The following is a 13,728-nucleotide window of genomic DNA, read 5'->3' as shown; positions in this document are numbered from 1 at the left end:
AACGGGTCGACCGCTACGTGTCCGCAGCGGTAAGGTCGCATCCCGATCGACTGCCGCGGAAGGGTCACCGTTCGGTTGTTTTGGCCCCCCCCTACCGGCGGGCATCCGCGATTGCCTTGATCCTTGCCCGGGCCAGCGCATCGCCGATGGCGGGGCCTTTCAGGTGGGTCAGGTCCAGGTCGCGTGCCTGCACCGCCAGTGCGGCCTGGTGCAGGCGCTTGAGCGTTTCGCCCTGCGGGTAGGGACGGTCCTGGAAACCGAGGCGGCCGCGTGCATCCGCCTCGCAGCACAGCGCGATACGGGCGATGCGTTCTGGACGCCTGAATCCATCGAAGCGGCCCAGCAGCTCCAGCACCGTGGCGTCGCGCAGTTCATCGATGCGGTGCACGTTGAGATGATCGCGGCACACGGCCTCGGCCAGCTGGCGGTGTTCCAGCGGTACCTTCAGACGCTCGCACAACTTCAGCAACGGTTCGATGCCGCGCTGTTCGTGCATGAGGTGGCGCGGCCACTCCTCGCGCGGGGTGAGGCCCTTGCCCAGGTCGTGGGTGAGCGCGGCGAAGCCGACCAGGTCGTCGCCCGGTGCGAGCCGGGCGGCCATGTCGCTGACCATCTCCTGATGCACGCCGGTGTCCACTTCCGGATGGAACTCGGCGCGTTGCGGCACGCCGTACAGCGCCTCCAGCTCCGGCAACACGGCACCGAGCGCGCCGGCGTCGTGCAGCGTGCGCAGGAACGCCGATGGCTGCGCCGACGCCAGCACGCGGCGCAGTTCCTGCCACACCCGTTCGGGCACCAGCGCATCCAGTTCGCCGCTCTCGGCGATCTGCCGCATGAGCTGCAGTGTCTCCGGTGCCACGGTAAACCCCAGCGGTGCGAAGCGGGCCATGAAGCGCGCCGCACGCAGCACCCGCAGGGGATCTTCAACGAACGCCGGACCGACATGGCGCAGCACGCGCTGTTCGATGTCGCGCACGCCTTGGTACGGATCCACCAGCGTGCCGGTGGCCTCGTCGCAGGCGATGGCATTGATGGTGAAGTCGCGGCGCTGCAGGTCTTCTTCCAGCGTCACCGAGGGATCGGCATCCACCACGAAGCCGCGGTAGCCGCGCCCGGATTTGCGTTCGGTGCGCGCCAGTGCGTATTCCTCACCCGTGTCCGGGTGCAGGAACACCGGAAAGTCCTTGCCCACGGCCTTGTAACCCAGCGCTTCCATTTCCGGCTGGGTCGCACCGACCACCACCCAGTCATGGTCGCCGGGAGGACGCTGCAGCAGGCGGTCGCGCACGGCGCCGCCAACGAGATAGGTCTTCATGGGCGCAATGATGCCATGGCCGGGGTGTTCCGGCCGGCTGCGCAAGACGGGGCAGAGCCGACTGGGTAGAGCCGACTGGGTAGAGCCGACTGTTAGTCGGCTGCCGTTCGCGCGGCAACGCGGGTGCGCTCCGCGCTTAGCTGACTAACAGTCAGCTCTACCCAGTCGGCACAGTCAGCTCTACCAGCGCGCGACGGGATAGAGCCGACTGTTAGTCGGCTGCCGTTCGCGCGGCAACGCCGCTGCGCTGTGCGCTCAGCTGACTAACAGTCAGCTCTACCCAGTCGGCACAGTCAGCTCTACCAGCGCGCGACGGGATAGAGCCGACTGTTAGTCGGCTGCCGTTCGCGCGGCAACGCCGCTGCGCTGTGCGCTCAGCTGACTAACAGTCAGCTCTACCCAGTCGGCGCAACCCGGCCGGCGCAACCCAGTCAGCGCAACCCAGTCAGCGCAACCCACTCAGCCATACACGATCGGCGATGGTCAATCGCCGCCCTTGTCCGCATCCGTCGGGCAGGTGAAGGACTTCCGCTTCGCCTGCAGCCGGCCGTTCATACGGTCGGTCACCGGCAGCGCGTTGCCGTTCAAGCGCCAGTCGTAGATCACGCTGAAGGCCAGCACGCGCGCCACGTATTCGCGGGTTTCCTTGTAGCTGATGGTCTCGATCCAGATGTCCGGATCGAAGCCCGGCCGCTGCGACTGCCAGCGCGCGGTGGGTGTCGGGCCGGCGTTGTAGGCGGCGATGGTCACGTAGGGCAGGCCGCCGTACTTGTTCATCAGCTGGCGCAGGTACGCGGTGCCGATGGCGATGTTGGTGTCGGCGTCATACAGGCTGGCCGCACCGCCATAGTTGCTCAGCCCCACCGACTTGGCCACGCTCGCACCGGTGGCCGGCAGCACCTGCATCAGGCCCATCGCATTGGCGGGCGAACGCGCCTTCGGGTTGAAGATGCTCTCGGCGCGGATCTCCGCCGCCACCCAGGCCGGGTCGATGGCATTGCGTGCCGACTCACGTCGGATCGCGTCGTCGTGGTGCAGCGGGAACCGCAGGCCGTACAGGCGCTGCTCGTCCGGGGTCTTGCCCAGCGAGAACACCGCACGGTCGAACCAGCCATTGTCGCGCGCCACTTCCACCGCGATGCGGCGCTGGGTGGTATCGAAGCGGCTCAGCGCGTCGTTCCATTCCGCCACCGCCCAACCGGCGCGTTCGATCTTGAACAGTTCCATTGCACGCACGATGGCCGGGTCACGCGCAACGGCGGCCTGCGCCTGCTTGCTGTCGTTGGGCTCCCACGGGCACAGCGTGTACGTGCTCTGGCCGAGCTGATCGGCCGCCAGGAAGCCATGGAAGGTGGCTGCGCGCGCTGCCTCGCGGTACAGCGGCTGCGCCTCGGCGCGCTTGCCGGTCTTCTCCAGCATGCGGGCCTCGAAGTAGCGCCAGCGCGAATCGCTGCGCTGGGTCGGGCCCATCTTGCGGATCGCGGCCAGCGCGGCAGGCCAGTCGCCGCGTGACAGCGCCTCGCGCGCGCGCCATTCGTGCAGGCGTTCGTCATAGGCCGAATCGGGCACCGCATTGAGGCGGCGCGTGGAATCCGGGCCGTACGAGGCCACGGTCCACAGCGCGATCTGGTAGCGCACGTCGGCCTGCTGGGCCGCCGTGAGCTGCAGCGCGCTGGCGTACTGCGGCAACTGCTGTTCGGTGGCGCCCGGGTCGGCCTTGGCCAGCTTGGCCAACCCGTCGGTGGCGATGCGCCGGCTGCGGTCGTTGCGCGGCCAGTTCAAGGCGCTGGCATTGGGCGTGTCGACGAACGCCGCATAGGTGTTGGCCAAGGCAAGGTCGGCGGCCGGCAACCCGCGCGCGGCGCTGCGCATCACCGCCGGCTGCTGCGCATCGGCGGCGGCGTCGATGCGCGCCCAGCGTAGTTCCGCACTCAGCCCGCCCTTGGCGTCCAGCACAGCAAACACCGGATCGCAGGCATCGGGCAACGACTTGCCGGTGCTGCGCCAGATGGCCTGCGCATCGCTGACCCACTGCGCGTCGGCCTTGCCGGTGGCCTGGCGGGCGTTGAGCTGGGCGCAGCGCAGGCCGACGTTGTCGGTGGGGACCCAGTTGCCCAGCAGGGTGGGCCAGTCCTGGCGGCGCGCCACGGCGGGCAGCCACACGCTGCGGAAGCTGCTGGCCACGGCCTGGCCGTTGTAGCGGGCAAGGAAGTCCTGGGCCTGCGCGTTGCTGACCGTATCAATGTTTCGGCGCAGGTTGGCGTACTCCAGCCAGCCATACAGCGGGTGCTTGCCCAGCGCCGCGGCCTGGCCGGGATCGAACTGGCCGCGCTCGGCGTTCTCGATGGCGGCCTTCAACTGCGCGCGCTGTGCGTCCAGGCTCTGGGCGCCGGTGTCGGCCACCACGCCGGTGCAGGCGAGCAGGGTGGCGGAACTGAGGATGAGCAGGGGAAGTCGTTTCATGCCGAAAGGATAGCGGGCACGGGTGAACGCCGGTGAGGGCAAGCCGACTCGATCATGAACGGATCCCGTCGCCCCCCTGAACAGGGTGCCGGCACCGGCGTAATGTCGAAGACGCCGGCCCTGCGGCCGGCCCCCAACAGGCCGTGCCGGCCGCTGGCCGGCTCCTCAGGATTCCATCCAGAAGGACCCACACCATGGCATTCAGTGCAGCAGGCAACGCCGGACCACTGGCCGACATCAACGTGACCCCGTTGGTGGATGTGATGCTGGTGCTGTTGATCATCTTCATCGTGACCGCCCCGATGGTATCCATGCCCATCCCGGTCAATCTTCCGCAACGAACCACCGTTGTCCCGCCAGACGAACCGCCACCGCCGATCGAGTTGCGCGTGGACGCCAGCAACCAGGTCAGCTGGAACGGTCAGGTGGTTGCGGTGGCTTCGCTGCAGCAGCGCATGCAGGACGCCGCCCAGGCCAACACCGGCAACGTGCCGGAGCTGCGCATCGCCACCGACCCGAACGCCGAATACGACGTGATGGCCAAGGTGCTGGCCGCAGCCAACAACGCGCACCTGGAGAAGGTCGCGTTCGTGCAGCCGTAAACGAACGGCGGCCCGGCCGGGGGAGTCCCCCGGCCGTAGAGCCACGCCCTGCGTGGCTGTTTTTCGCCGGGGGAATCGCGCCGGGCCGTAGATCCACGCCCTGCGTGGCTGTTTTTCGCCGGACACCTCGCCAGCCACGCAGGGCGTGGCGCTACGCGGCGACCGCAAGATCTGACGGACGTTCCTTCCGTTTGTCGGCTGAATACGCCGCCGAATGTCGTTTCCGTTAAGCGCGCGTGAAATCGACGATTTCATCACGCCTTCATCTTTACAGGTTGTTTACAAAGGAGACGCTGCCGCGTTTCAAGGGGGAGACAAGGCAGTCCCAGCTAGCATTCCTTTGGAGAGAGAGCGAATGAACAACCTGCATTACCGCCCCTTGGCGGCTGCCGTAGCGCTGTGCCTGTTATCTGTCCCCGCGCTTGCCAGCGCCCAGGAGACTCCCCGCGGCACCACCGAACTCGACCGGGTCGAAGTGACCGGCACCCGCATCAAGCGGGCCGAGGTCGAAGGCCAAGTGCCGATCCAGACCCTGACCCGCAGCGAGATCGAACGCACCGGCCTGAACTCCATCGGCGAGGTGCTGCAGCAGCTCACCGGCTCCGGTTCGGCCCTCAACGCCAAATTCAATTCTTCCGGCAACTTCGGCTTCCCGCCCGACGGCAGCGGTGTGGGTGCCGGTTCGGCCCAGGTCGACCTGCGCCACCTCGGCGCCAAGCGCGTACTGGTACTGGTCGATGGCATCCGTTGGGTCAACGAGTCCTCCGCCTCCGGCGTGGGCGCGGCCACCGACCTCAACACCATTCCGCTGGCCATCGTCGAGCGCATCGAAGTGCTCGAAGACGGCGCGTCGTCACTGTACGGTTCGGACGCCATCGCCGGCGTGGTCAACATCATCACCCGCCGCGAATTCGATGGCGGCCAGGTCACCGTGAACTACGGTGAGTACAGCAAGGGCGACGGCACGCAGAAGAGCGTGGACCTGGCGTGGGGCACCAGCGGTGACCGCTACAGCCTGTTCCTCGGTGCGAGCTGGACCAAGCAGGATCCGGTGTATGCGAACACGCGCGAACAGTCGCGCTACCCGGTGCCGGGAACCGGGCTGTCATTCGGCAGCTCGGCCACGCCGACCGGCCGCTTCATGTTCACCGATCCCAATACCGGCATCGCCTACAACATCACGCCCAACAACGGCGCGACCGATCCCACCTTCAACGGCGTCGGCGGCTGCGCGCGTACGGACGACTACCACTGCTTCACCACGGCGGACCGCTTCAATTTCGCCGAATACAACCTGCTGCTGACCCCGTCCGAGCGCAAGGGCATCTTCGGCCAGTTCCGCTTCGACATCACCGACAACGTGCAGTGGTACATCAAGGCGCTGGGCAACCGTCGCGAGTCGACCAACCAGGCCGGGCCCGAGCCGCTGTTCTTCGGACCCGATGGTGCCACCGGCAATCCGCTGGCCGACAACATCGTCATCTCCGCACTCAACCCATACAACCCGTTCGGCTTTGACCTGGATTCGTCGAGCAACCTGAGCATGATCGGCCGCCGTCCGGTGGAAGGTGGGCCGCGCATCTTCGAGCAGGAAGTGAACACCACGTACTTCGCCACCGGTCTGGTGGGCCTGTTCCAGGCCGCCGACCGCAGCTGGTCGTGGGACGTCAACGGCATGTACAGCAAGAACAAGGCCGAGCAGACCAACTACGGCAGCTACAACATCTACAACGCCAACATCGCGCTGGGCGATCCGGCGATCTGCGCCGCCACCCCCGGCTGCGTGCCGCTGAACATCTTCGGTGGGCCCGGCACCATCACCCGGCCAATGCTGGACTGGATCCAGCCGGTGGTGCACGACCGCAGCCAGAACGAACTGACCCTGTTCACCGCCAACCTGAGCAGTGACCTGTTCACGCTGCCGGCCGGCCCGGTGTCGTTCGCCACCGGTTACGAGTACCGCAAGTATGAAGGCGAGTACCAGCCGGACCCGATCACGGTGCGCGGGCATTACAACGGCGTACCGTCGCTGCCGACCTCCGGTTCGTATGACGTCAACGAGGCCTACCTGGAACTGGCCATTCCGATCTTCGCCAAGAGCGCGCTCGGCGATCGGTTGGACCTGAGCCTGGCGGGACGCTATTCGGACTACTCCACCTTCGGTGGCGAGTTCACGCCCAAGTACGGCCTGCGCTGGCAGGTGACCGACGACTTCGTGCTGCGCACCAGCTATGCCGAAGGCTTCCGTGCCCCGTCCATCGGTGAACTGTACGGCTCGGCGGCGCGCGCCGACCTGCAGCTGTTCGATCCGTGCTCGGTGGGCCTGGGCGGTACGCCGCCGCGCGGCAATGCGGCCAACTGCGCCACGCTGGGCGTGCCGACCGGCTTCCAGCAGGCCAACTCGCAGATCTCGGTGACCACCGGCGGCAACGACCAGCTGGATCCGGAAACCTCGCGCAGCTTCAGCGCCGGCTTCGTATGGAGCCCGTGGTTCGGCAACAACGCCGCGTGGTCCGAGCGCTTCGACGTGGAGGTGACCTTCTACCGCCACAACATCGAAGGCGCCATCCAGGCCATCGACGCCCAGACCCAGCTCGACCTGTGCGTGGACACGCTGGACGCGCTGTACTGCGACGGCATCACCCGTGCCTCCACCGGTGCGGTCAGCGGCTTCAACAACCGCCTGACCAACCTGGGCTCGATCAAGACCGATGGCTGGGACGTGGACCTGTTCTGGACGCTGCCGCAGAGTGACATCGGCCAGTTCAAGCTTGGCTGGCAGAACACCTTCGTCGGCCGTTACGAGGCACTGGGTGCCGCAGGCCAGCGCCAGCCGCAGGAGCCCGGGGTGGAAGTGGTCAACAGCTCCATTCCCGAGTGGACCAGCAACGCCACCCTGGGCTGGAACCTGGCCAACTGGAATGCATCGTGGACAGTGCGGCACATCTCCGAGCTGACCGAGCAGTGCGGTGACGCGTCCAGCTTCCCGGTGTGCAGTGACCAGGCGGCCGGCACCAACAAGCTCGCTGCCGTCACCTACCACGACTTCCAGGTGGGCTATAAATTCGACTGGATGAAGGGCCTGCAGCTCAGCGCCGGCTTGAACAATGCGTTCGACAAGGATCCGCCGATCTGCCTGTCGTGCTCGTTGAACGGCTACGACGCGTCCACCTACGACATCCCGCGTGGGCGCTACTGGTACATGCGCGCGGACCTGCGTTTCTGATCCGCCGGTAGCGGCCGTGCACGAGGGCACCTTCGGGTGCCCTCATTGCATCCGGTCCTACCTTGGCATCATGGAGTCCATGACCTTGTCGATGCTGAAGCTGGCGGCGCGTGCGCGCGGTGGGAAGGTCTTGAAGCTTTCCATCCATTTGGCCAGCGCAGGCGGCGCGATGTAGAGCAGGAAGTTCTGCTCCAGGAACCAGTCGTTGTACTTGAAGCTCTCCTCGCCGCGTTCGAATGGATCGGCGCGCAGGTCGAAGAATTTGGGGATGCGCATCTGCGCGAGCGGCTCGCGCCAGCTTTCCAGCCCGCTGGCGCGCTGTTCGGAGAACACCACCTTCCAGCGGCCCAGGCGCACGGCCATGCACTCGCCATCGTCGCTCCAGTAGATGAAGGCCTCGCGCGGTGGCGTGTCGGTGGTGCCGGACAGGTACGGCAGCACGTTCACCCCGTCCAGGTGCACCCTGTAGGTCCTGCCCCCCATCTCGTAGCCCTGCTTCACCTTGTCCACCAGCGCCGGCTCGCCATTGGCGGCGGCGAACGTAGGGATGAAGTCCTGCAGCGAGGCGATGTCGTTGATCACCCGTCCCGGCGCGATCACGCCCGGCCAGCGCATCACGCACGGCACCCGCCAGCCACCCTCCCAGTTGGTGTCCTTCTCGCCGCGGAACGGCGTGGCACCGCCATCGGGCCAGGTACAGACCTCCGCGCCGTTGTCGGTGGTGAACACCACGATGGTGTTCTCCGCGATCTTCAGCTGGTCCAGTTTGTCCAGCAGCTGGCCCACGTAGCCGTCCAGTTCGACCATGCCGTCGGGATACACGCCCAGCCCGGTCTTGCCCTCGGATTCGGGCTTGAGGTGGGTGAACACATGCATGCGCGTGGGGTTGAAGTAGCAGAACCAGGGTTGTCCGGCGGCCGTCTTGCGGTCGATGAAATCCAGGGCGGAGGCGAGGAACTCCTCATCCACCGTTTCCATCCGCTTGCGGGTGAGCGGGCCGGTGTTTTCGATGACCTGCGCGCCGACCGTGCCGAACTGCGGGTCGTCGGTGTCGTCGGCGGTATCGGTGGCGGTGCACTTGAGCACGCCGCGCGGCCCGAAGCGTTTGCGGAACGCCGGGTCCTTGGGGTAGTTCGGGTACTCGGGTTCTTCTTCGGCATTGAGGTGGTAAAGGTTGCCGAAGAACTCGTCCATGCCGTGCACGGTGGGCAGGTGCTCGTTGCGGTCGCCCAGATGGTTCTTGCCGAACTGCCCGGTGGCGTAGCCGAAATGCTTCAGGAACTGGCCCACGGACGGGTCTTCGAAGCTCAGGCCAAGGGTGGCGCCCGGCATGCCCACCTTGGTCAGGCCGGTGCGGATGGGCGACTGGCCGGTGATGAAGGCCGCGCGCCCGGCGGTGCAGCTCTGCTGGCCGTAGAAGTCGGTGAAGTTGGCCCCTTCGCGCGCGATGCGGTCGATGTGCGGCGTGCGGTAGCCCATGATGCCGTTGTTGTTGCAGCTGATGTTGAACCAGCCGATGTCATCGGCCATGACGAACAGGATGTTCGGTGTGGAGGAGGTCATCGTTGCGTCCTCTGCCCGGGTGTGACCTGAAGGGTAGGTCCGGGGCAGGGGGCCGGCATCCGAAGTTCTGCTGCGCGGGCATCGGTAAGACTACTGAGGGGGCGGGGGCGGGGGCGGGTGAAGGTGAATGGGTGTCGTGGGCACCCGTGGCGTTGCCATCGTGGTTGCGGGCATCATGGCCGCCAGCCGGGCAGCGACCGGCGTTACCTTTCCGGCTTCGTCATGAACCTGCATACCTGGTGGATCTTCGCCGTTACCGTGTTCGTCCTGTGCGGCACACCCGGGCCAAACATGCTGCATGTGATGACCCGCAGCGTGCGCGTGGGCTTCCGCCGCAGCATCGCGGCGATGGCCGGCTGCCTGACCGCGCTGGTGCTGGCGCTGGCGATTTCCGCCGCCGGGCTGGGCGCGGTGCTGAAGGCCTCGCCGGTGGTGTTCGACGTGCTGCGCTATGCCGGCGTTGCGTACCTGGTCTACCTGGGCATCAAGGCTTGGCGCGGCGGCGATGCGCCGCTGGACGTGGGCAGTGCCGAGGGCGTGGTGACGCCCACCTTGCGCCGCGTGCTGTTCCGCGATGGCTTCATCATCGGCATCAGCAACCCCAAGCTGCTGCTGTTCGCGTCGGCGTTCCTGCCGCAGTTCGTCGATCTTTCCCGGCCGCAGCTGCCGCAGTTCGTGGTGCTGGTGGCCACCTTCGCGCTGATGGAGGTGTTCTGGTACGCGGTGTACGCCGCCGGCGGCCACGGCCTGGCCGGCTACCTGTCGCGGCCGGGACTGCGCAAGGTGTTCGACCGGGTGGTGGGCACGATCTTCATCGGGTTCGGCGTGTTGCTGCTGCGCGCGCGCGTGTAAAGGCGCTAGCGCGCATCGTGGTTGCTCGACGCAGCAGTGGGCGCCGCCTCCAGGTCCCCTTGCCGGGCTGCCGGGACGAAATGGATCTGCTGCAGGTAGTTGCTGCCTGCATTGAGCTTTGGATACTGACGTGCGTCCAGCACGTTGCTGGATCGCGTTGACCCGGGCGACTCCTCATAGGCGATCGCGTAGTGCGCGGCATCAAAGAATGCTCTGATGTGAAACCTGACCGCTTCCGAGCGGTGCTCGCTGCACACGACAACAAGTTGGATGAGGTCCAGTTGGTCGTTATCCCGGAACAGGTCAAGTGCGAAGATGTTGCTGCGGGTGGAGACGCCGTGGAAGACGTGCGTGTGACCTACGAAGGTGGGGACGCCGCTGAAGTAATCGTCGTACAGCCGCCTGACATCAATCTGCAGCCCGAGCGTGGCAATTACCGCGTCCAGCGATGGATGGGCGACGTAATCGTCATCGCCCTCTCCAAAATAGAGCACGAGGTCGGTCATGGAGACGCACAGGCAGAAAGTGTTGGGCTTGGGGTAAGACATGGCCGCATCCTACCCTTGATTCGTGGGGGCCGAGAAGGGCGTGGTACGTGTGCACCGCGGTGCCCTGGAACGCAGAAAGCCGGGCATTGCCCGGCTTTCTGGTGTTGGTGCGTGTTGCCGGGCAGAGCCCGGCGCCATGTCAGGGCGTGCGGTCGGTCAGAACTGCCAGGTGAAGGTGATCGAGCCGTTTCGGCCGTCGCCAAATGCGCCGTAGCCGTAGATCTGCGAGTAGTAGGTCTTGTCCAGAAGATTGTTCAGATTGACCTGAACACTGAACTGCGGCGCGAGGCGGTACCGGACGAAGGCGCTGACAAGCGCGTAAGCATCCTGCTCGACGCGGCCGTAGACCGGGTCGCTGGCGTAGATGCGGTTCTGCCAGTTCACGCCGCCGCCGAAGGTGAGATCGGTAAGGGTTTGCGGTGTGTAGCTCGTATAGGCCTTGATCGACGTCTGCGGCAGCTGGGAGTTGATGTCGCTGCCATCGGCCTCCTTGGCCACGTAGCGCGACGCGCCGAGGGTGGCGTTCCAGCCCGGGGACAGCTCGCCATTGAGCTCGAACTCGAAGCCACGGCTGACGGTGCCGCGTGCGGCCTCGTACGCGAACTCGCCGGGGCGGCCGAGGATCGGCTCGTTGGTGATCTGGGCCACGTTGTCCTGCTCGATGCGGAATACCGAGAGCGACGCGTTCAAACGGTCTTCAAACCACGCCCCCTTTACGCCCACTTCGTAGCTCTTGCCATCCACCGGATCCAGGTAGCGGTCGTTGCGATCACGGGCGGTCTGCGGCTGGAAGATCTCGGTGTAGCTGGCGTAGGTGGACCAAGTGTCGTTGAGGTCGAAGACCAGGCCGGCGTACGGCGTGGTGACCTTGTGCGCACGATCGGCGCCTTCGTCTTCGCTCTTCCAGTCGGTGTAGCGCGCGCCGATGATCAGCTTCAGCGCATCGGCCAGCGACAGTCGGGTCGCGGCGTAGCCGGCCTTCTGGGTGATGGTGCCGCGGCTGAATTCCTGCATCGGTGCCCAGACCGGTTCCGGGAAATCACCGGTCCAGCCCAGGTAGCTCGGCATCGGGCCGGGGAAATCAAACGCACCGTTGTTGATGAAGTCGCGCTGGTTGTAGCTCAGGCCAGCCATGAACTGGTGCTCGCGGCCGAACAGCTGGAACGGACCATCCACGTAGCCGTCCACTGCATCGACATTGCGCTCGGTCTGGTAGTAGCCCGAGTAGGGCACCACGCCGGCACCGCTGGTCTTGTCGAACCCGTAGATCGTGAAGTACGGGTAGAACAGCTTGTCGTCCGAGTCGGTCTTGTCATGCGACGCGCCGATCTTGAACTTCCAGCCATTGGCGAAGCCATGCTCGAGCGTTGCGAAGGCACGCTTCGTGGTCGTGTCCCAGTAGGTCCAGTTGGTGGCCGGATTGAAGGACTCGTCGTAGCTGGTACGGCTGCCGTCGGAATAGAACATCGGGAAGCCGCCCCAGGTCACGCCCGTGGCGCGCTTTTGCTGATAGTCGTACCCCACGCTAAGCTGGGTGTCCGGGGTCAGGTCGGCATCGATCACCGCGTAGCCCAGCGTCTTGCGCTGGTTGTAGCGGTCCATCTGCGCATCGGTGTCGAGGTAGCTGCCGATCACGCGCGCGCGCACCGAACCGCTGGCATTGAGCGGGGTGGTCACGTCCACGGTGCTGCGGGTGCGGCCCCAGCTGCCCACGTTGACCGAGACGCTGCCGGTGAGTTCGGCGCTGTCGGCGTGCTTGCGGATCAGGTTGACCGAGGCCGACGGATTGCCCGCGCCGGTGAGCAGGCCGGTGGCGCCACGCACCACTTCCACGCGGTCGTACAGGGCCAGGTCCAGGCCGGAATCGCCGTAGCTCCAGTTCTGCACCATGGTGGTGGGCAGGCCGTCGAACTGGTAGTTGTCGATATAGAAGCCGCGCGCATAGAACTCGGTGCGCTCGCTGTCGGACTGGGTGCTGGTGACGCCGGTGGTGTTGGCCAGCACGTCGATGATGTCGTCGAGGTTCTGGTCCTCGATGCGCTGGTGGCTGATGATGCTTACCGACTGCGGAATCTCGCGCGGGGCCAGGTCGAAGCGGGTGCCGGCGGAGGTGCGGCGGACCGAATAGCCTTCCGCGCGCTCGCCCTTGACCACGATCTTGTCCAGGGTGGTGGCGTCGACGGCGGCGTCCTGGGCGAAGGCGGGCGCGGCGGCGAGGGTGGCCAGCGCGATCAGCAGCGCCTGCGACAGGCGGCCGTGCGGCAAGGTGCGGGACAGCACAGCGGAAGTACGGGTCATCAGCGTTTCCTGGGCGGCGGCGCGCACCAGGCGACGATCCTCGGATGCCGGGCGCTGCGGACAAAGTGGGGGCAGTACGCGGCTGGCGGGTGCCGTAAAAGTCGGCACGGGCGTTGGCAACTGATCGCCGCTGCGCCTCCCTGGCGCGAACGGGATCTCATTATGGTAATGCGAATCAGTCCTATCCGCAATGTCTACCGGTCGCAAGTGGCCGGGTGCGTCATGGCCGAGCCTTGACCTACCCGCGCTTAACGTCAGCGGGCCTACGGTTGGCACACCCGGGCTGTGGCCCGATCCCAGGAAACGGTGATGATCGCCAAGAACACCCTGTGCCTCTGGTATGACGGCACCGCCGAAGAAGCGTCGGCCTTCTACGCCGCCACCTTCCCCGACAGTGCGGTGCAGGCCGTGCACCGCGCGCCCTCCGACTTTCCCGGCGGCAGCAAGGGCGATGTGCTCACCGTGGAATTCACCGTGGTGGGCATTCCCTGTATCGGGCTGAACGGCGGGCCGGCGTTCAAGCACAGCGAGGCGTTCTCCTTCCAGATCGCCACCGACGACCAGGCCGAAACCGACCGGCTGTGGGATGCCATCGTCGGCAACGGTGGCCAGGAGAGCGACTGCGGCTGGTGCAAGGACAAGTGGGGGCTGTCGTGGCAGATCACCCCGCGGGTGCTGACCGAGGCGTTCAACAGCAACGACCCAGCGGTGGCCAAACGCGCCTTCGAGGCGATGATGACCATGCGCAAAATCGACGTGGCGAAGATCGAGGCGGCGGTACGGGGATAACGACACACGCATGTCCCCGTGGCGACGCGCCACGTGCGCCCCACGTGGTCCCAGACGCCGCTTGGGACACGC

Annotated in this window: 9 protein-coding genes; 4 read left to right on the top strand and 5 right to left on the bottom strand. The window is 66.2% G+C overall.

Annotated elements, in window-relative coordinates:
* Window positions 1-91 precede the first annotated feature (91 nt).
* Window positions 92-1,315, bottom strand: coding sequence for a multifunctional CCA addition/repair protein (locus tag RT456_RS13980; protein ID WP_313347643.1), 1,224 nt, complete (start codon window positions 1,313-1,315; stop codon window positions 92-94).
* Between the two features lie 483 nt (window positions 1,316-1,798).
* Entirely contained in the window at window positions 1,799-3,778 is a 1,980-nt protein-coding gene (locus RT456_RS13975; RefSeq protein WP_313347642.1) for a transglycosylase SLT domain-containing protein, read from the bottom strand.
* Between the two features lie 194 nt (window positions 3,779-3,972).
* Here RT456_RS13975 and RT456_RS13970 point away from each other — a divergent pair, with 194 nt between their 5' ends.
* Both RT456_RS13970 and RT456_RS13965 read left to right on the top strand, forming a co-directional pair.
* Window positions 3,973-4,380: a biopolymer transporter ExbD gene (locus RT456_RS13970; RefSeq protein WP_313347641.1), complete on the top strand. Its 408-nt coding sequence runs from the start codon at window positions 3,973-3,975 to the stop codon at window positions 4,378-4,380.
* Window positions 4,381-4,735: 355 nt separating this feature from the next.
* Complete coding sequence (locus RT456_RS13965) at window positions 4,736-7,606, top strand: TonB-dependent receptor (protein WP_313347639.1); 2,871 nt, start codon at window positions 4,736-4,738, stop codon at window positions 7,604-7,606.
* A gap of 57 nt (window positions 7,607-7,663) precedes the next feature.
* Here the strand turns inward: RT456_RS13965 and RT456_RS13960 are convergent, their stop codons facing one another.
* A complete protein-coding gene (locus RT456_RS13960; protein ID WP_313347638.1) occupies window positions 7,664-9,169 on the bottom strand; it encodes an arylsulfatase in 1,506 nt (501 codons plus the stop codon).
* A gap of 222 nt (window positions 9,170-9,391) precedes the next feature.
* Here RT456_RS13960 and RT456_RS13955 point away from each other — a divergent pair, with 222 nt between their 5' ends.
* Window positions 9,392-10,021: a LysE family translocator gene (locus tag RT456_RS13955; protein ID WP_313347636.1), complete on the top strand. Its 630-nt coding sequence runs from the start codon at window positions 9,392-9,394 to the stop codon at window positions 10,019-10,021.
* Between the two features lie 5 nt (window positions 10,022-10,026).
* On the opposite strand, the gene RT456_RS13950 is transcribed toward RT456_RS13955, so the two are convergent.
* Both RT456_RS13950 and fhuE read right to left on the bottom strand, forming a co-directional pair.
* Window positions 10,027-10,569 (bottom strand): hypothetical protein, encoded by a 543-nt coding sequence (locus RT456_RS13950; RefSeq protein WP_313347635.1) that lies wholly within the window; start codon window positions 10,567-10,569, stop codon window positions 10,027-10,029.
* Window positions 10,570-10,725: 156 nt separating this feature from the next.
* On the bottom strand, window positions 10,726-12,867 hold the full coding sequence (fhuE, locus tag RT456_RS13945) for a ferric-rhodotorulic acid/ferric-coprogen receptor FhuE (protein WP_313347634.1): 2,142 nt from the start codon (window positions 12,865-12,867) through the stop codon (window positions 10,726-10,728).
* A 309-nt stretch (window positions 12,868-13,176) separates the two neighbouring features.
* Between fhuE and RT456_RS13940 the strand changes: the two genes are divergently transcribed.
* Window positions 13,177-13,656, top strand: coding sequence for a VOC family protein (locus RT456_RS13940; protein ID WP_313347632.1), 480 nt, complete (start codon window positions 13,177-13,179; stop codon window positions 13,654-13,656).
* The last annotated feature ends 72 nt before the right edge of the window (window positions 13,657-13,728 follow it).

Origin of the sequence: Stenotrophomonas sp., from assembly GCF_032099025.1 — a bacterium.
Classification (GTDB): Bacteria; Pseudomonadota; Gammaproteobacteria; order Xanthomonadales; family Xanthomonadaceae; genus Stenotrophomonas.
The sequence above is the reverse complement of the archived record's forward strand: the minus strand, read 5'-3'. Positions and strand labels throughout refer to the sequence as shown.